Source organism: Caulobacter sp. FWC26, assembly GCF_002742645.2.
Lineage (GTDB): Bacteria > Pseudomonadota > Alphaproteobacteria > Caulobacterales > Caulobacteraceae > Caulobacter.
Map to the genome: position 1 here is coordinate 183,799 of NZ_CP033873.1, position 17,822 is coordinate 201,620.

Genomic DNA, 17,822 nt, shown 5'->3' on the forward strand with positions numbered 1-17,822 from the left:
CCGCGGATCAAGGGGCCACGCGATCGGCGGCTGGCTTGTGCTGGGGGATCAGATAGTCGAGCTGCAGTTGAGCGAAGGGCAGAGGCGCGGTCATCCCGCCATCGCACTTGTACAGTCCGCCGTTCATGAAGGCGGCTTCATCCGAAGCCAGATAGGCGGCAAGGTTGGCGATGTCATCGGGGCGACCCAGACGCGGTGCGTTCTGCAGCTTCATGAATGCCGAATGCATCTCGGGACTGGCCCACGCCTTCATAGCCGGGGTCTCGATCACCCCGGGGATCACCGCGTTGCACCGCACGCCCTGCTTGCCGTAGTTGGTGGCGATGGTTTTGACGTACCAGTTCACCATCGCCTTTGACGCACCATAGGAAAACTGCGCGACATCCCCGCCCAGGGCGCTGGTCGAGGAGGTGAACAGGATGCAGCCGCCGCCGCGCTCGAGCATGTGCGGCAGGGCGTACTTGGAGGCCAAAACCCCGCCCAGCACGTTGACCTGAACGATCTCCTGGAAGACCGCTGGATCGAACTCCAGGAAGTCCACGTCTCGCTTGCGCTTGCCCGCCGCCGTATTGACCGCGTTGTTGAACAGGATGTCGAGGTGGCCGAACTCGGCGATGGCGCGCTCGACCATACCCTTCAAGGCCTGGTCGTCGGCGACGTCGACCGCGAAGCCCACGGCCCGTCCGCCGGCGCTTCGAATTTCCTCGGCGACGGCCTGGGCGGTGTCACCCAGGATGTCCGTGACAGCCACGGCGGCGCCTTCGGCCGCGAACTTCAGCGCCGAGGCGCGACCGATCCCCGAGCCGGCCCCGGTGATGACAGCGGTCTTGCCGGTCAAACGTGTCATGGGTCTTCCGTTCTCGTAGGGTGGTTGCTTCCGCACGTGTCCACGCGCCGCCATCGCGCACATCCCGCCATCCCTGACCGGACGCTGGCGGAGCGCGATCCCTTCCAGCGCATGGGCGGTCTCGCTCGAGGCCTGTTTGTGGCGGCGCGCCGCAGCGAACGAAACGCCTCGCGGCATGGAAGATTTATCCCTACTATAAGTCAAGTGACTTAATGGGGCGGGTTTCGGCGTCTGATCGTCGAGCGCCGGCTTTTATTTTCGCTGGCAGTCGGGCAAGGATCGAGCATGCCGAGACGTTTTCAGGAGTACCCCAAGACCGCCCAAAAGCTGATGCTGGTCGCCGAGCGCCTGTATGGTCAGCACGGTCTTGACGGGGTCTCGCTACGGCAGCTGGCTACGGCCGCGGGGCAGGCCAACAACTACGTGGTTCAGCATTACTTCGGCTCCAAGCTGGGCCTGATCCAGGCCGTGTCCGAGATGCGATTGCCGGCCATGGAAGCCCATCGCCAGACCCTGCTCGAGGTCGCGCGGGCCGAGGGCGATTTCAGCGTGCCGCGGCTGCTCAGCTGTCTGTTCTCGCCGCTCGTGACGATGTTGGAAGTACAGGCCATGAGGGACTATGCGCGCTTCACGCTCGCCGTCATGCAGCTGGAACCGGAGGAGCATCCGTTCGAACGCTCGGCCGACATTTCGCCGGCCTCCACCGAAATCCGCAGCAAATTGAGCGAAAGCCTGTCGCATTTGGGGGCGGACGTGTTTCGTCGCCGGCTCGCATTGAGCGCTAGCATATTCCTAAACGGCATTTCGGAGCTGGGCGGAAAACTGAAGTTGTCGCCTGGCGGCTATGTCAGCCACCAACAGTACCACAGCGACATCTTCGAGGCCGCCCTCGCGGTCCTGACGTGTCCCTTCTCGGCCGAGCCGCGCGCCGATTTCCGCGGTCCCCCGGCCCAGCCAGCCTTGGCCGACGACATGGCCGGCGCAAGCCGCCGGCCCGGCCGTCCGGCGGCGCCGACGGGCTGATTTCGTGACATCGACGAAGGCTCGCGGGGCGCGCCGTCCGGTGGTCCCCCGGGGATCTGGCCAGCGATGTCGACGCCCTTGCGCCGTATCGCCGGACCGACACCACCGGCTTGACGGGATCAGGCGGCCCGCACCGCCTGGCCCATATCGAGCTTGAGCAACCGCATGGCGTTGCCACTGCGGATCTTCTCGCGATCGGCTTCGGAAAGGTCGATCCCGGCGGTGAGGTCGCCATGGTCGTAGGCCCCGCCGAAGTTGGTGCCATAGAGCAGCTGGTCTGGACCGATCACCTCCACCACGGCCCGCCGCAGGGCCGGGTGGTGGACATCGAGATCGAAGTAGAAGTTCTTCATATAGTCCATGAGCGGACGCTGGTTACGCGCATCGGGGGCCATTGCCCCGTTCAATTCAGACAGCCGGCCCAGCTGGAACACCGCCATGCCGCCAGCGTGGGTGATGTAGGTCTTCAGAGTCGGGAAGGCGTCCAGGGCTCCACCACAGATCAGGTACCAGAAGAACAGGGTCTCATCGACGCAGTCGCCCACGATGGACGTCGTTTCGAACCGATCCTCGTGATGGCGCTCGCCCAGATAGATCGACTGGTTGAACCCGTGCACCATGATGGGAACATCGAGTTCAGCCAGCTTGGCCCAGACGGGAAACAGGCGCTCGTCGTAGGTTTGAAGCCCGTCGAAATTAGTGCCGCCGACACAAAGGCCCTTGGCGCCCAGAACGCGCACGGCGCGGTCGATCTCCTCGACCGCCGCATCCGGATCGGCCAAGTTGGCGTGGGCCCAGAAGTCGAACTTGTCGGGCATCACCTGGCAGAAGGCCGAGAGTTCGTCGTTGCAGATCCTGGCGTATTCGGTGCCGAACGCGCCGGCCCAGTACATGAAGGCGTGCGAAGGCGTGGACAGAACCAGCTTGTCGACGCCGCGCTGCTCCATGACCGCCAGTCTCGCCGAATGGGTCATGCGGGCCAGCAGGTTCGCTTCGGCCTCTGCGTCGTCCTTGGCCTCGGCGGGCTGCTTGGTGCCCAGGGAGAAGTGCCCGACCGTCAGGCCCTGGGGCTTCATGAAGGGGCCCCAGAACGGGTGTCGCTTCATCATGCCTGGCGTGAAGAGGTGGGCGTGCACGTCGATCAGCATGGTTTCCTCGTCGATCTGTTATTAGATTGATATTCTCACCGTCGAATGATCTGTGGCAACCCGTGCCGGCAGAATCTCGTATGGCGCGTGGGGAGGCGAGCGATGCAGCAGATCAAGCCCAGCGGCCGTCTCATGCTGGCGACCGGCATTGTCGGCGCCGCATTTTGCCTGCGCCTGGTGTTCGCCAGCCTGTCGGTGCGCTTGCCCGAGGTCGTGCATGAGACCGGAATGACCGCCTGGCAGGTCGGGCTGCTGACCACCTTGCCGGTGCTGTGTCTTGGCCTGTGCGCGCCCTTGGCGCCGCGGTTGGCCCATCGGCTGGGGACCGAGCGCGCGCTTTTTGGCGCCTTGGCGCTGATCGGGCTTGGAACCGCCGGGCGCGCGCTCGGGGCGGTGTGGGCCCTGTTTGCCTTTTCCATCCTCGCCGGCGCGGCGATCGCCATAGCCAACGTCTTGCTGCCGACCCTGGTAAAGCGGGATTTCGAGGATCGGACCGCAATCGTGACCGGCGCCTATGTCACGGCGATCTCGGGCGGCGCGGCCTTGGCGGCCGCCGTCACCGTGCCTATCGAGACCGCGCTGGGCGGTGGCTGGCGCGTGGGCCTGTCGATCTGGGCGGCGCCGGTGGTGGGGGCCTTGCTGCTGTGGTCGCTACAGCTGGGGCGAAAGGTCGAGCGCGACGATCTGGTCGTCGAACCGGTCGTGGGCCTGTGGCGCGATCGACTGGCATGGAGCGTGGCCCTGTTCATGGGCCTGCAGTCGGCGCTCGCGTTTTGCGTGCTGGGCTGGTTGGCGCCGATCCTGCGGGAACGGGGATTGGACGCGGTGACGGCGGGACTGGTGCTGTCCGTCCTGATCGTAGTCCAGTTGGCGACCTCGCTCACCGTGCCCTCGCTCGCCACGCGCAAGCCGGCTCAGTCGATGATCGCGGTCGTGCTTTCGGTGGCCGCGGCGGCCGGACTATTGGGCCTGCTGCTGGCGCCGCTTTCCGGCGTCTGGGTCTGGGCGGTCATCCAGGGGCTGGCTCAGGGGGGATTGTTCGCCTTGGCCTTGACCATGGTCCTGCTGCGCTCGCCCAACAGCCATGTCGCATCGCACCTGTCAGGCATGGCCCAAAGCGTGGGCTACGTCCCGGCCGCGTTTGCGCCGCTCAGCGTCGGGCTCGTCCGCCAGTGGACGGGCGGGTTCCAGGCCGTCGCCGGCCTAGTGGTGGTTATCGGGGCCGGTCTGGTTGTCACCGGCCTGATCGCCGGCCGCGCCAGCCTAGTCTCGGCCCAGGTGTCGCCGACCTCGATCAAGCTGGCGCGGGCCTAACGGGATGAATGCTCAGGACGGAGTCACCATGCGGTTCGCAAACAAGGTCGCCATCGTGACGGGAGCCGGCGGCGGCATTGGCAAGGTCACGGCGCTGCTGTTGGCGGCGCAAGGAGCGTTCGTCGCCGTCAACGACCTTGACGAGGCCTCCGCCCTGTCGAGCGTCGCCGACATCCGCTCGGCGGGCGGCCAAGCCCTCGCCATACCGGGCGACGCCTCCGACGAGACGGTGGCGGCGCAGGCCGTCGCCGAGGTGATGCAGGCCCGCGATCGGATCGACATCCTAGTGAACAACGCCGGCGTGTCGGTCGTCGCGCCCGCCGAGGATTTCCTGGCTTGGGACCGGGTGCTGCGCATCAATCTCTATTCGCAATTTTTCTGGTCGAAGGCGGTCGCCAAGGCGGCGATGATCCCGGCCGCGCGGGGCGCGATCATCAATGTCGCCTCCATCGCCGGCCTGGCCGCTGTGCCCCATCAACTGGGCTACGTGGTCTCCAAGCATGGCGTGATCGGCCTGACGCGGTCCTTGGCGGTCGAATGGGGACGCTATGGCCTCCGGGTCAACTGCGTGTGTCCGGGCATTACGGCCACCGACCTGACCACCGGGGCCGATGGCATGGCTTCCGAGCGGCTGCGCGCCCGGATCGCACGCGTCCCGCTCGGGCGCATGGGGACCGCGCAGGAGCAGGCCGAGGCGATCGCCTTCCTGGCCTCTGACGAAGCCTCCTATCTCACGGGGCTGATCCTCAACGCCGATGGCGGGCAGATGGCGCTCCATTCGGGGGTGATGATGTCGGCCTGAGCGGCGGCGTCCATGCAGCGCCTGGCGAGCGAGCCCGCGACGGAGTCAACGAAAAGCTGAACAAGCTTGTCAATTTCGTTCAAGATTAGAAGATCGGTTTCGAAGGCTGGCGTCGGCGGTTTCCGGCGCCGCCGCGTTCGGCGCCCGAGCGCGCAAGGAATAGGGCTTCATCATGTATCGGCGGATTGTTCTGGCCTATGACAGCACCAAGGCGGGGCGCGCGGCGTTGCGAGAGGGCGCGTTGCTGGCCAAGCGATGCGGCGCCAAGGTCTTCCTGCTATCGGTCCTGGCCGAAAGCGGCGGCTTGGCTCTCGCCGAGGGCGCGCATGTCGGCGCGGCCCACGGCCACTTGGAAGCCTATTGCGCCGTCCTCGACGAAGGGCTTCGAAAGCTGGAGATGCTGGGCTTGGATTCAACCGGCGCGCTGGTTCGCGGCGAGCCGGCCCAGCAGATCGGAGACTACGCCAGAAAGGTCCGCGCCGATTTGGTCGTGGTCGGTCACCGCAAGCGTAGCTTGCTTGAGCGTTGGTGGAGCGGCGCCAACGGGGCCTACATCGTCGATAATCTCGATTGCAGCCTGCTGGTGGCGCGAAGCGACATCAGCGATCAGGACTTCGAGGCCGAGTTTTCCAAAGCCGCCCAGCACGTAAACGCCTAGGTGAGCCGATAACGGAGCGGGGCCAGCGGCGGCGGCAGGTCGGAACGCCCGATGGCGTGAAGCTCGCGCTCAACGGTGCGCACCAGGGCGTCGAGTGGAAGGTCGTTGTCGTCGGTTCCGAACGGATCCTCCAGCTGGTCTCCCAGCGCGTCCAGGCCAAAGAAGGTGTAGCTGGCGATCAGCACCAGCAGCGGCGTCCACCAGCCTAACGCCGGCGCCAGGGCGAACGGCAGCAGCAGGCAAAACAGCAAGGCCGTCCGATGCAGCAGCAGCGAATATGCGAAGGGCAGGGGCGTTGTCTTGATCCGCTCGCAGCCGGCCTGGACCTGGCTAAGGTCCGATAGCTGACTTTCCAAAACCGCATAGTGGATGTCGGAGAGCGCCTTTTGCGCCGCCAATCGCGCGCATTGCGCGCCGACCTCGGCCAGCACCGCATCAGTGGGGTTGGGCGGTTCAGGCTCGTCGTCGGCGGCGATCCAGGGCCTGATCGCGGCGGATTCGTCCTGATCCCGCAGCCTGGCCGCAAGGCCATGGGCGAAGCCGCAGAGACCCAGCAGCAGGGGCTCTCGGACCTCGGCGTCGAGGACGGCGGTCTGGCGCGCGAAGGACCGGGCGGCGATGATCAATCGCCCCCAGAGCTTGCGCGCTTCCCACCAGCGATCATAGCAAGCGTTGTTGCGGAAGCTCATGAAGATCGACAACGCCAGGCCGATCAAGGTGAAGGGCATGGCGCCAAGGTGACCCATGGGCTCGGGCAAGGTGCGGTGGAGTAAGACCGCGCCGACTGAGATCGCCGCCAATATCAGCAGGCGGCCGGCGATCTTGGGAACGATGGAGCCGTGCATCGCCGTCAGGACCTCGCCCAGTCCTGGTCTGTCTCTGACGATCATCGACGCTCACCCTCTCAATCGATCGTGCCTTACGCGAGCAATGAGGCGCGGGCTGGGCGTCAGCCTCGGGACGGACGCCCAGCGCTTGTGAGAGCCTTCGCGTGCGCGGATGCTTGAATAGGGCGTCGGTTTTCCCTGATCTCGATATCGCGGTGCGCTGTGCGCGCGAAGCTATTTAAGCGCCCCAGTTTTTCGAAATAGTTGACCGTAGCGTCGTGATCATTTCGAAAAATGGCGAAAATTAGTGGGCTCTTTATCGGAAATCGCCAGGCGCGGTGATTGACGGAGGCGCCGGCTTGGCACTACCCGTGAGACGCGCCGGCGCCAAGGATCGGACGCATAGAGGTCACAGATTGGGGAGTGTGATGTCAGAAGCTAAATCCAGCCTCGACACCGAGGGTTACACCGTCAGAGACGCCTATTTCGGCCGGCCATACATCGATCGCGATGAGCTTCGCCAGCAGCCCTATCCCCACCGCAACGTCCACGGCGGGTTCGAAAACACCGACACGCGCTTCACCTTCTATTTTCCGGACGCGGGCGAGTGGGGCGGGCGCATGTACCACCCGCTCGAGGGCGCGCACGCGGGCCATGAAGAAGCGTTCGCCGGCGCCATGGGCGCCATTCTTGGCGGACTGGAGATGATGACCAAGCTGGGCGGCTACATGGTCGAATCCAATTCGGGCCATATCGGCGACGACGTGGATCCAAGGGCCGGCGTCGATCCGGGTCTCTATGGCTATCGCGCCAGCGTCGAGAGCGCCCGCTTCTCCAAGCATATCGCCAAGCAGGTCTACGGTCGGGAGCCGGATTTCAGCTATGTCTGGGGCGGCAGCGGCGGCGGCCGCCGCTCGCCCTTGTGCCTCGAATACTGCGACGGCGTCTATGACGGCGCCCTCCCGTTCATGGGCGGCGGCAACATCGAGCCGCACGGCACCAATTCGCGCGTGCGGAGCGAGCAGCCCTTATCGTTTGGCGCGATGTTCAACGTTCAGCGCCTGCTGCGCGGCGGCAAGCTCGAACGCGTCATCGACGCCATGCAACCCGGCGGCGGCGGCGATCCCTTCCTGGGGCTGAACACCCACGAACGCGAGGAGTTGGCCAACCTTTATCGGCTGGGATATCCCCGCGGCGACGAGTTCATGATCGCCAAGCCCATGGGCCAGATCTGGCTGTGGTCGTCTATCGCCGACATGTTGCTGGAAGAGGACGCCGATTACTTCAAGGCCTTCTGGACCCAGCCAGGCTATGTCGGTTTCGATCAGCCAGAAGCCGTGCGCGACGATCTGATCGACCAGGTCCTGCCCGTCACCCGCGTCATCACCGCTCAGGACCTGCTGAGCGGCGAGGATTTCGCGGGTCCCGAATTCGCCGACGCCAAGCCGATGGCGATGTTCATGGCCTCCTCGACGGGGCAGTTCGACATGCCCATCGGCGTCGAGGTCAAGGGCTTGGGCGAGGGCTACCGCAGCGGGACCGGCGTTCGTGTCGTTTCCGGCGCCGCGCAAGGACGTCAGCTCTACTGCACCAAGTCGATCGGCGACATGCTGTTCTGTGATGGCCGCGCCGAAGCCAATCTGAAGCGGTTCCGCGGCGTCCAGGTCGGCGACGAGGTGCATGTCGACAACCACGCCTTCCTGGCCTTCTGCTACGCTTACCGGCACCACATTTCCGATGATCCGCTGAACGACTTCCTCCGGGTCGATGGCCAGCCGATCTATCCCCAGCACGGCCTACCGATGCAGTCGCCGCTTATGGGCGTGCCCTATTCGGGGCAGTACGAGGGCAAGCTCCTGTGGATCCACCACACCCACGACGCCTCGCTCTGGCCGCCTCAGGGCGTGATCTACAAACGCGCCGTGGAGCAGGCACAAGGTGCGGAAAAGGCTCGTGAACGGTTCCGGCTGCAGTGGACCCAGAACGCTGAGCATGTCCCGCCGATGCTCCTGCCTTCCGACCCCAAACGCGCCACCGCCACTTGGCTGATCGACTACATGCCCAGCATCGAACAAGGGCTGGTCGATCTCGCTGCCTGGGTGGAGAAGGGCGTGGCTCCTCCCGAGACGCAGTATAGCTTCGTCGACGGCAAGATCAGCCTGCCGCCGACCGCCAAGGCGCGCGGGGGCACTCAGCCCGTGGTGTCGGTGACCGCCGACGGCGCCTTGCGCCGCCAGATCTCGCCCGGCGGACAGGTCGAGCTGGCGGTGAGGGCCGAGGCGCCGCCCGGCGCGGGAACCTTCACGCGGGTCGATTGGGACCTGGATGGTTCGGGGAGCTTCGCCGTCAATCAGCCGATCGCGCCGGGTCAGACCGAACTGACCCTGTCGTTCGCCCATGCCTATGACCGGCCGGGTACGTATTTCGCCACGGCCCGGGTGAAGTTGAACCGCGAGGGTGACCCGACAGCTCGCCGGCAAATCGAAAACGTGGCGTCGGCTCGCATCGTCGTGAGCTAGTCCGCCGCGTCCAGTAACCCGGCCGCAGGCCGGGTTACTGGATCGAAATATTCAGAACGAGATTCTAGATACAGAACTCTTGACTGGACACCGTTCTCCAAAGGCCTCTAATGGCCAAGGGCGTGCGATCCCGAAATGGGAATTGACGTCACGGTTTAGGCCAGCCGTCGCGACGCCCCGCCAAGAATGAGCAAGCCGAACACAGTCGGCGAAACCTTAGGGAGCAAGTGGTGAAAGACAGACTGAAACTTCAGCTGGCGATCTGCGCCATGATCGCCGGCGCGGCGACGCTGTACGGGTCGCCATCCTCTGCGGCCGCCGCGGCGACGTGCGACGTGAAGGCCATCCAAGCCATCTCGCCGGCGGACACCACCATTCTTTCGGCCGTGCCGACCGCCGCGCCGACGCCGCACTGCAAGATCGACGGCTATGTGACCACGACCCATGCCGGCGGCGCGACCAACAAGGCCAATTTCCGGCTCCAGTTGCCCGACGAGGGCTGGACCAAGCGCTACTATTTCATCGGCATGGGCGGTTCGGCCGGCTATGTGCCGACCGATTCCCAAATCCCCGGCGGCAATCCCCTGGTCAAGGGTTTCGCCGTCGCCGGCACCGATACCGGCCACCAGGGCAACATGCTGGATTGGGGCTTCCTCAGCGACCCGGTGCTGGCTGAGGACCACATCCATCTGGCCGCCCACGCCACGGCCGTGGCCACCCAGCAAATCACCCGCGCCTATTACGGCGCGCCGACCTTCTATCGCTACTTCTCGGGCTGTTCGGGCGGCGGGCGCATGGCGACCGAATCCATCCAGCGATATCCGGGTGATTTCGACGGGGTCCTGCTGGGCGCGCCCGGCGGGCGCAGTTCGGCGACCATGCTGGCGTTCATCAACGCCGCCCAGCAAGCCCAGCGTGAACCGGGCGCCTGGCTGTCGCCGGCCAAGCTGGCCATGGTCGATCGCAAGGTCACGGCCGATTGCGATGAACTCGACGGCGCCAAGGACGGCGTCATCTGGGACCACACCGCCTGCCGCTTCGACTTCACCAAGATCAAGTGCGCGTCGGCCGATGGCCCCGAATGCCTGACCGCCGCCGAACTGAAGACCCTGCAGGCGATCGTGGCCGGTCCGCGCGGACCCAAGGGCGCGATCAAGGTCGGCTTCCCCGTTTCCAACATCGGCATTTGGGCCGGGTTCCTGGGCATGGTGCCGCCGCCTTGGTCGGACGCGCCGACCAACGAGAACATCGCCAAGTCCTCGGCCGGCTACGTCATCGGCAGCTCGCTGGCCAAGGTCTATTTCGGCAAGGACTTCGACGCGTTGAAGGACTTCGACTTCAACAACCAGGATCAGATCGACGCCTGGTGGAAGGCGGCCCAAAGGGTCGGCTATGGCTACCCCTATAGCGCCGATCTGCGCGGCCTGCAGAAGAGCGGGGGCAAGGTGCTGATGTGGAACGGTGTCAGCGATCCTTGCTGCATTGACACCGAAATGCAGCAGTACTACGCCGACGCCGCGGCCAAGGTCGGCGGCATGGCGGCCCTGCGTGAGTTCGCCAGCTTCTACCGTGTTCCTGGCATGGGCCATTGCGGCGGCGGCACCGGCCCGCAAGACGCCCCCGACGTGCTGCTCGACCAGCTGATCAACTGGGTGGAAAAAAGCCAAAAGCCCGGCCCGGCCGTCGCCCACCGCGGCGCCGATCGCGTGCAGCTGACCTTCGCCGATCCCAAGACCAAGCAGGTCTCCGGTGTTCTGGTGCCGCCGCCGACCGGCGACGCCCGCGACTTCCTGCTCTGCCCCTATCCGCTGGTCGCGAGTTTCGACCGCTCGAAGGCCAGCGTCCCGGGCGCGGTTGGCGAGGCCCACAACTGGTCCTGCAAGGCGCCGGTCAAGGTGGCGTCCCGCTAGATCGATCGCCGGCCCCGGCGCTCAAGCCGGGGCCGGTCCGCATCGCGCCGTGCAAGGCGGTCCCGCCACGCCGACCCCACGGTCCGGCGCGCCAGCCGACATCGCCTCACAGAACGCCTTCAGAGGCGGTCCGGACGATCGTCAACGCGCCTCCGAGCCGCCCGCCTTCCAGGCCGCCGTCAGGAACAGGCGCCGTCGGGTGGCCAGATCGCCCGCCGTAAAGGCGTCAAGGACGGCGCCGGGCTGGGTTGCGGCCTGACTTTGCTGGACCCCGAACGGCAAGAGAATCTCGACGAACAGCTCGACCATCGGGTTGGCGCACTGCGTCGCGGCGAACGTGCAAAAATCACCAAAGGCGATCGTCTCGCGGGCCTGGGGCTGTTTGCGCCCGCCAGCCAGCCTTGCCGCGCGAGCCTGGTTCAGGCCTTCCAGGATCAATTGGGTCAGAAAGGCGTGGATGTCGGCGGGAGCCGGCGCGCTGCGTGCAAGGAAGGCTGCGGCCTGGGCGATGGTCCGCGCGCGGTTGGGGGTGGCGACATAGAGCCCGCCCTTGCGGCCCCGGATGAACTCCACCGCCGAGTGCTCCTCGAGCATTCGCACGGCCTGGCGCAGGATGGTCGTGCTGGCGCCATATCGCGCCATCAATTCGGCGCCGCTGCCGATACGCTCTCCGGCTCGCCAGCCCTTGGAGCGGATCTCGCGCAGAATTTCGCGGGTCAGGCGTTCGGCTTGGTTGCCCGCGCGGTTGAACTCGGGCCGACCCGGATCGACGGTCTTCGGCGGCGAGCCCGGGTCGTGGTCGGTCTCGTTCCAGGTCGGCCACCTGGCGTGGAACATCGCCAGCATCCGGCGGCGACAGTCGAACAGCGTGGGCGTATCGCCGGCGATCAGCGCTTCAGCGGCTTCGCGCGTGATGCGCCAGGCTTCTCCGCGCTCGCTCTCAACGCTGACATTGATGCTGTAAGGCATGATGTCGCTGGCGAACTCGCTGGCCGTCCGATTGGCGAGCAGCACCGCCGGTTCGCGCGAGGCGGTCCGGATGGCCTGATGCAGTAGGCGGTGGCCCCCCACCGCCTGAAATTGGGCCTCGGCCATCCGATCGAGGCGATGGATCAGGCCCCGGATCCGCTCGCAGGCTTCTGGGCCTAGACGGGGCGCTCCATGGAGAAAAAGGTGGGTCTCGAGCGCGTAGGGCAGGACGCCCAATTGCTGGATGTCGCGGGTCAGGCTCTCGACCAAGATCGACAGCGAGCGCCCGACGAAGTCCGGATTCGGCTCGGCCACCACCAACCCACCGCCGGGGCCGCGCCGCATGTAGGCCACGCCCCGTTCCTCCAGGATGCGTACGGCCTGGCGGAAGACGGCGCGTCCTGCGCCATGCGAGGCGCGCAGGTCCTGTTGCGATGCGATCACCGTTCCGGGGGGCGAGCGCGCGCTCAGCACCTCGCGCGCGATTCTTTCCGCCAGCCGAGCGCCCGCCGAATCCGGCCCGAAATCCGCCGGTGGCGACACGGCGTCAAACGGTTCTGTCGTCAACTGCGGAGACCCCGGCCCAATCTGCCCTTCTTCCTAGTAGACAGATTGGCGTCGGATGAAAACAGGCGCCTATTTTAGCCTACTGGCCCCGCCTTCCAGATTGGCTAAGGGCGGGGCGCCTCAGCAGCGGATCGAGGGCCAAGACGCCTGTCAGCGGTCCGCCAACGCCAGCATCTCCGCGAGGGTCTGGGTCAAAAAAGTGCGCCGCCCCGGGAGGCGGCGCTCATCGCGTCGTGACGTGGCGCGCCGGCGTTGGACCGGCGCGACACAGGGATCAATGGAACGCGTAGCGAAGCTCGAAGACCACCTGGCGCGGCGCCCCGTAGAGGAAGGTCCCGACGCCGAACTGCGTTGAGAGCTGATTGTTGCTGCCCACCACGTAGTCCTTGTCGAAGGCGTTGCGGACATAGAAGGCCGCGCTGACCGGGCTTTGGCGGATATCGCGCCAGTCGACCCGCAGATCGACCCGCGTGTAGCCGGGCACATTGGCGCCCATCGCCGAGAGGGCCACGGCGGGATTACCGTTGGGCTTGTTAGCCGGATCCAGCGCCATGCCGCTTTGGTAGTAGATGCTGGCCAGGGCGCTCAGCGAGCCCCAGTCGCCGGCCAGGTCGTAGGTGAAGCGCGGCGTCAGGGTCAGCTGGTGCTTGGGCGTGTTGGGGAACCGGCTGGAGGTCAGATCGCCCTGCACCGGATCTTCGTATTTGTCGTAGCTGGCGTCCATGTAGGTGTAGATCAGCGAGACGTCGAAATGGGCCGCCAGCTGGGCCGCCACATCGACGTCGAGCCCCTTGATGCTCCCGGACGCGGCGTTGCGCGTGACGGTCGAGGCGGGGGTCGTGGGCAGGTTAATGAAGCGCTGGATGTTGGTGTAGTCGTCGTAGAAGGCGTCGACGGCGTAGCGGAAATGCATGTCGCCCAGGGTGGTTTGACCCTTCACGCCGACTTCGTGGTCGGTGACGAACTCAGGCTGGAAATACTTGTCCGCCGCCGAGAGCGCCGTGCCGTTGAAGCCGCCGGATTTGTAGCCGCGCCGCACCGTCGCATAGGCGCTGAGGTTGGGCGTGAAGGTGTAGTTGGCTGCGACGTTCCAGGTCGTGGCCTTGAAGACGCCCGACGAGGACGGGCCCGTCGCGGTGGGGCCGGTGGGCACGGGTTGTCCAGGCAGGACCAGGAAGGTCTGGGAGAACGAGCGCCGATAGTCTTCCGTCCGGCGGATCCCGCCCGTTAGGGTCAGCTTCTGGGTCGCCTTCCAGTCCACCTGGCCGAAGACGGCCTCGGACGAGTTGGAGCTGTTGCCATAGGCGATGGCCTGGATGGCGACGCCATTGGGGAAGGCCAGCGCCAAGGGCGGCGCCAGGGCGCCCAGCACGGGCGCGGAGAAGAACTGCTTGGTGTCGAAGCCAACATTGACCGGCGATTTTGTGTTCTCCCGGTAGTAACCGACCACGGTGTTGACCGCGTTCCAGCTGGTCTGGATCTGGAACTCCTCCGTCGTGGACTCGATCTTCTTACCCGGCGGGTTGGTGACGTTCAGAAGGTCGAGCGGCGTGGAGTCCAGGTCGTAGGACTGCCCGCCGGTGTAGTGACGGTTGCTGACGATGTTCTTCAGCGTGATGTGGTCGGTCAGGCGTAGGGAGGTCGAGTTGAGGATCCCGTGACCATCGCGGACCGTATAGTCGGGCCAACTGGCGTTGATGACACGCGGCCCGCGCGCCTTTTGGGCCGCCAGGTAGCCTTGCAGCTGCGACAGGATCGGGGCGTTGTTGATATTGGGCGCCACGAAGGCGAGGCTCGAGCCCGAGCCGCTCTCCTTGACCTCGTCATCCTGATAGATGGTGAGGTTCTCGAACCCGTCGAAGGGCCGCAGAAGCACGCTGGCGCGAACGCTTCGGCGGTTCTCGTCGTCGAGCTTTCGCCCATTGTAGAGGTTCTTGGTGTATCCGTCGCGATTGAGGGTCTGACCTGCGACGCGGACCATGAGCTTGTCGCCCATGATCGGGCCGCCGACGGCGAATTCAAGATCGTGCCGGTTCAGGTCGCCGACTCGCCCGACGACGTAGCCGCTGAGGGTCTCCGTCGGACGTTGCGGCGAGAACAGCACAGCGCCGCCGGTGGTGTTTCGCCCAAACAACGTCCCCTGCGGCCCTTTGAGAACCTGCACGCTCTGAAGGTCGAAGATCGCGCTCGAGAAGTCGGGCACTTCTGCGAAATAGGCGACGACGCCCGGCGAATTCTGTCCGAACGCCTGTCCCTGCCCCCGGATGGAATAGGTGACGTTGTTGCGGTTGCCCGTGGTGTTCTGGATGGAAAGGCCTGGCGCGACGACGGTCAGGTCGTTGACGTTCTTGATGTTCTTTTCTTCCAGCTGACGCTCGCTCACCGCCACCACAGCGATCGGCACGTCCTGCAGCCGCTCTTCGCGCCGGCGAGCCGTGACCACCACCTCTTCAAGCGTGTTGGCCGCGGGCGCTGTGGACGTGGTCTGGGCCAGGGCGATGGATGGCAAGGTCAGGCAACTGCTCGCGCAGAGCCAGAAAAGGCCGACCTTGCGCGCAGCGCGCACGACTTCGCCCGCGCCGAATTTCGGCTGGTTCATGTTTTCCTCCCCGTCGGCCTGAGCACCGATCACTGATGCCGGATCGCCATTTTAAGGTGCCTGACTTGAACGCATCCTATGCACATGTTTTTGAGCTGTACAAGAATGTGCTTCTCAATAGAGAAGGAACGGGCGGCAGACTGTGTCTGCCCGTCCCGGCGCGCTGGAAGCCGATGGCGTCCGCCGAAAGAGCGCGGCTCGGCCGGGCGTTCGACGGTCCGCCGGCGCCGGCGGCCTTCCATCTTGCCGTTGGCGCAGGTCACCAGGTTGCGCTTGTTCCAGGCGTCCAGTTCGTCGCGCGGATAGAGCACGGCTCTGCCGATCTTGACGAAGGGCGGACCGATCCGCTGGGTGCGCCAATTCTCCAGCGTCCCCGTCGAGATCTGACCGCGGTAGCGCTCGGAGACCTCCTCGGTGGTCAGGAACTGTCTCATCGGCGCCTCTAGGATCAGACGGCCCCGCCGCCGCCAGATCCCGGGCTTGGCTCAGGCGCGCAGCTCGCAAGGCGTGCTGCGCCAACCGGAGGCGTCAAGGTGCGACGCGACGACCTGGGCGATGGAAGCGTTCGATGTCGCCCGCGCCAAGGTCTACACGCTCGGGTCAAAGCCCGGATGCGCCAGCGACGCCGCTCCCCTGGCGTTGCCCGACGGCTATGAGGCCCAGGCCAAAGAGGCTGTCGCCCTGCAGGTGGAGCGCGCCGGCGTTCGCCTGGCTCTGCTGCTCAACGAGGCGTTCAAGTAGAAGGGCGGTGTCGCCACCGCCTCTCGATCGCCGAGGTCAGGCGGGCTTGGCGCCCGGCGCGCCGCACTTGGCGAACTTGCCCTTGGCGTCCTTGCACATGTTCGGTTTGGCCGGAGCAGCCGCAGCCGGACACTTGATGAACTTGCCTTTGGCGTCGCGGCACGGGGCAGCGGCCAGGGCCGCGCTGGATGCGGAAAGCGCCATGACCATGGCGGCGGCGAGAGCGAGGGACTTGCGCATGTTTCCTCCTGTCAGCGCGAGAGCGCGACGTCGCGCCCGATTGGTGACGCTTTCAAGGCGACCCACGATGAGCACCTCCTGGTTTTGAGTTCTCAAAACTTGCAATTCAGGCGGGAACACTTCTAGCTCTGAAGCTCAAGCTTCAGGGGAGCATGCTGCGCGCCATCGACTGGAAAATACTGTCGATAGGCGGCTGTCACCAACGCGCACGGGGGATACGCGATCCTGTCGCGGCAGGATCACGGGCGCGGCGCGTGCCGCCTCGAAGGTGAACATCAGGGTGCGGCCAGGCGGCGCCGCCACTGGCGCACGCGCTGCAGTTTGACTCTCATGCGGCGGATGATCCGCTCGGGGTTGGGGCGCGCGCTGAGGGCGCGTGAAGCGGACATGGCGACTTCGAGTTCTTGAATTGTTCTCATCCCGCGAGGCAAGAAAGTCAATCGGATTCGAAAGCGGGTTTGGCGCGGCAAGAGCGGCGGACGAGTGGGGCGATCAGCGGCTGCTTCAACGCAGCTTGGCGTCGGAACGGTCGGCGCCCAGGAGATGCCAAAGGCGTTCGGCCGGCATGATAACGCCTCGCCCCGCGTCGCCGGACGCGGGGGTTTTGTCGCGCGTCCGGGGGAGAGGCCGCTCAGTCCTTCGGCGTTCTAGATCAAGGTGAAGACGTCGCCGCAGTCCTAGCCGGCGGCGCGGCCGGGAGTGACGCTTGTAAGCGCGCGAACCGATGTCGGGATGGCTCAGGTTCAGGCTGACTGGGGGGCTCGGGGGCCTTCCCGGTGCCGCTCCAGCCGGCCCCGACCTCGACCCCGGCGCGGGACGAAATAGGCGACGCCTGGGAGATGGCCACCAAGAGCGAGCCGCCCAGAACCTTCTATCGTTTGCACCTCGACGACCCCTGTTCGACGCGCCGCTTTCACTAGCGCTCTTCATCGACGAGGCCGGCGACAACGCATAGCTCGCCTGGTCGCGCCCCAAAATGGAGAAGTGCCCGCCACCAAAGGCGAGGGAAGAGTCCGCTGGTGATGCGCCGGAGCGCTGCCAACTCGGAGAGGAGCGCGAACCGAACGAGAACCCTTAAGAGGCAAACGATCTCAAGCCTGCTTGCTTCCAGTAGTAAATCGAATAGCGTCGCCGTTCGATGATCACCGGTCTGCGCTCTGCACTCCTTTGCTCCAAGGTCGAGCACCGCCCCGATGGCTCTTCAGCCTATATCGGCATTCTTGGCGCTGACATCTATGCGGGCAGTCGACCCGGCCTCATCGAATGCTGGCTCACGGTCCAGTTGGATCTCGACCAAACGGCGACGTCGGGCGCCCTGGCCGTTGTGTGCGAGGGACTTGAGCAGGTCTTTCCATTCGAGACGCCTGATGGCTATTCCGACGCGGCTTTTGCCCTGCCGCTGATCATTCCCGTCCTTAGAGAGGGCAACCTTCAGCTCTCAATTCGTGATCTTGGAGCACCCGGCGCTGAGCGCTCGGTGACCTGGCGATTGAACTTTGCGCCGGGGGCCGAACGGATGAAGTCTCGAGGCGCTGGCGAACGCATTGTTCTCGTGGCCCAAGAGGCCGCTAGAACGGTCGCCGCGCAAATTGCCGGGCTTGGCTCAACACGTCACTAGGCGACGACGCCGCTCGGGCGTGGGCAGGCAAGTCCGCTCA

The 17,822-nt window shown here is 65.5% G+C and carries 14 protein-coding genes and 1 pseudogene; 8 read left to right on the forward strand and 7 right to left on the reverse strand.

Features of this window, described 5'->3' with window-relative positions:
• Positions 1-7 precede the first annotated feature (7 nt).
• Positions 8-847, reverse strand: a complete 840-nt coding sequence (locus CSW63_RS00885; protein ID WP_062097813.1) for an SDR family NAD(P)-dependent oxidoreductase — start codon at positions 845-847, stop codon at positions 8-10.
• Positions 848-1,132: 285 nt separating this feature from the next.
• Here CSW63_RS00885 and CSW63_RS00890 point away from each other — a divergent pair, with 285 nt between their 5' ends.
• Complete coding sequence (locus CSW63_RS00890) at positions 1,133-1,870, forward strand: TetR/AcrR family transcriptional regulator (protein WP_062097811.1); 738 nt, start codon at positions 1,133-1,135, stop codon at positions 1,868-1,870.
• A gap of 119 nt (positions 1,871-1,989) precedes the next feature.
• Here CSW63_RS00890 and CSW63_RS00895 read toward each other — a convergent pair whose 3' ends face one another.
• The gene (locus CSW63_RS00895) at positions 1,990-3,018 is read right to left on the reverse strand and encodes an amidohydrolase family protein (RefSeq protein ID WP_062097809.1); all 1,029 of its coding nucleotides are present in this window, start codon (positions 3,016-3,018) and stop codon (positions 1,990-1,992) included.
• Between the two features lie 102 nt (positions 3,019-3,120).
• Between CSW63_RS00895 and CSW63_RS00900 the strand changes: the two genes are divergently transcribed.
• The 3 genes from CSW63_RS00900 to CSW63_RS00910 all read left to right on the forward strand — a co-directional run bounded on the left by CSW63_RS00900 (position 3,121) and on the right by CSW63_RS00910 (position 5,792).
• Positions 3,121-4,332, forward strand: coding sequence for an MFS transporter (locus CSW63_RS00900; RefSeq protein ID WP_231737534.1), 1,212 nt, complete (start codon positions 3,121-3,123; stop codon positions 4,330-4,332).
• Positions 4,333-4,360: 28 nt separating this feature from the next.
• A complete protein-coding gene (locus CSW63_RS00905) occupies positions 4,361-5,134 on the forward strand; it encodes an SDR family NAD(P)-dependent oxidoreductase (RefSeq protein WP_062097807.1) in 774 nt (257 codons plus the stop codon).
• Positions 5,135-5,306: 172 nt separating this feature from the next.
• Positions 5,307-5,792 carry a universal stress protein gene (locus CSW63_RS00910; protein WP_062097804.1) on the forward strand — a complete coding sequence of 162 codons (486 nt, stop codon included), beginning with the start codon at positions 5,307-5,309 and terminating at the stop codon, positions 5,790-5,792.
• Here the strand turns inward: CSW63_RS00910 and CSW63_RS00915 are convergent.
• On the reverse strand, positions 5,789-6,682 hold the full coding sequence (locus CSW63_RS00915; protein ID WP_099504310.1) for a bestrophin family protein: 894 nt from the start codon (positions 6,680-6,682) through the stop codon (positions 5,789-5,791). The two genes, CSW63_RS00910 and CSW63_RS00915, sit on opposite strands and share 4 nt — an antisense overlap.
• 365 nt (positions 6,683-7,047) lie before the next feature.
• On the opposite strand from CSW63_RS00915, the gene CSW63_RS00920 reads away from it, so the two are divergent.
• The gene (locus CSW63_RS00920; RefSeq protein ID WP_062097800.1) at positions 7,048-9,138 is read left to right on the forward strand and encodes a PKD domain-containing protein; all 2,091 of its coding nucleotides are present in this window, start codon (positions 7,048-7,050) and stop codon (positions 9,136-9,138) included.
• Positions 9,139-9,368: 230 nt separating this feature from the next.
• Positions 9,369-11,048 (forward strand): tannase/feruloyl esterase family alpha/beta hydrolase, encoded by a 1,680-nt coding sequence (locus tag CSW63_RS00925; protein WP_082749621.1) that lies wholly within the window; start codon positions 9,369-9,371, stop codon positions 11,046-11,048.
• Between the two features lie 141 nt (positions 11,049-11,189).
• On the opposite strand, the gene CSW63_RS00930 is transcribed toward CSW63_RS00925, so the two are convergent.
• The 3 genes and pseudogenes from CSW63_RS00930 to CSW63_RS23600 form a co-directional block, all read right to left on the reverse strand.
• Positions 11,190-12,491 (reverse strand): GntR family transcriptional regulator, encoded by a 1,302-nt coding sequence (locus tag CSW63_RS00930; RefSeq protein WP_127846918.1) that lies wholly within the window; start codon positions 12,489-12,491, stop codon positions 11,190-11,192.
• Positions 12,492-12,858: 367 nt separating this feature from the next.
• A complete protein-coding gene (locus tag CSW63_RS00935) occupies positions 12,859-15,183 on the reverse strand; it encodes a TonB-dependent receptor (protein WP_099504316.1) in 2,325 nt (774 codons plus the stop codon).
• A gap of 254 nt (positions 15,184-15,437) precedes the next feature.
• Positions 15,438-15,617, reverse strand: a pseudogene (locus CSW63_RS23600) (helix-turn-helix transcriptional regulator); the annotation flags it as partial.
• 46 nt (positions 15,618-15,663) lie between these two features.
• Between CSW63_RS23600 and CSW63_RS00945 the strand changes: the two are divergent.
• Complete coding sequence (locus tag CSW63_RS00945) at positions 15,664-15,924, forward strand: S1/P1 nuclease (protein ID WP_231737527.1); 261 nt, start codon at positions 15,664-15,666, stop codon at positions 15,922-15,924.
• Between the two features lie 36 nt (positions 15,925-15,960).
• On the opposite strand, the gene CSW63_RS00950 is transcribed toward CSW63_RS00945, so the two are convergent.
• On the reverse strand, positions 15,961-16,164 hold the full coding sequence (locus tag CSW63_RS00950) for a hypothetical protein (protein WP_062097789.1): 204 nt from the start codon (positions 16,162-16,164) through the stop codon (positions 15,961-15,963).
• Between the two features lie 1,138 nt (positions 16,165-17,302).
• Between CSW63_RS00950 and CSW63_RS00955 the strand changes: the two genes are divergently transcribed.
• Complete coding sequence (locus CSW63_RS00955) at positions 17,303-17,782, forward strand: hypothetical protein (protein ID WP_062097751.1); 480 nt, start codon at positions 17,303-17,305, stop codon at positions 17,780-17,782.
• The last annotated feature ends 40 nt before the right edge of the window (positions 17,783-17,822 follow it).

Excerpts from the sequence above, each read along its gene's own strand:
- CSW63_RS00905 (WP_062097807.1), top strand. The coding sequence starts at position 4,361 with ATGCGGTTCGCAAACAAGGTCGCCATCGTGACGGGAGCCGGCGGCGGC.
- CSW63_RS00920 (WP_062097800.1), top strand. The coding sequence starts at position 7,048 with ATGTCAGAAGCTAAATCCAGCCTCGACACCGAGGGTTACACCGTCAGA.
- CSW63_RS00915 (WP_099504310.1), bottom strand. The coding sequence starts at position 6,682 with ATGATCGTCAGAGACAGACCAGGACTGGGCGAGGTCCTGACGGCGATG.
- CSW63_RS00910 (WP_062097804.1), top strand. The coding sequence starts at position 5,307 with ATGTATCGGCGGATTGTTCTGGCCTATGACAGCACCAAGGCGGGGCGC.
- CSW63_RS00950 (WP_062097789.1), bottom strand. The coding sequence starts at position 16,164 with ATGCGCAAGTCCCTCGCTCTCGCCGCCGCCATGGTCATGGCGCTTTCC.
- CSW63_RS00895 (WP_062097809.1), bottom strand. The coding sequence starts at position 3,018 with ATGCTGATCGACGTGCACGCCCACCTCTTCACGCCAGGCATGATGAAG.
- CSW63_RS00885 (WP_062097813.1), bottom strand. The coding sequence starts at position 847 with ATGACACGTTTGACCGGCAAGACCGCTGTCATCACCGGGGCCGGCTCG.
- CSW63_RS00900 (WP_231737534.1), top strand. The coding sequence starts at position 3,121 with ATGCAGCAGATCAAGCCCAGCGGCCGTCTCATGCTGGCGACCGGCATT.
- CSW63_RS00935 (WP_099504316.1), bottom strand. The coding sequence starts at position 15,183 with ATGAACCAGCCGAAATTCGGCGCGGGCGAAGTCGTGCGCGCTGCGCGC.
- CSW63_RS00890 (WP_062097811.1), top strand. The coding sequence starts at position 1,133 with ATGCCGAGACGTTTTCAGGAGTACCCCAAGACCGCCCAAAAGCTGATG.
- CSW63_RS00955 (WP_062097751.1), top strand. The coding sequence starts at position 17,303 with ATGATCACCGGTCTGCGCTCTGCACTCCTTTGCTCCAAGGTCGAGCAC.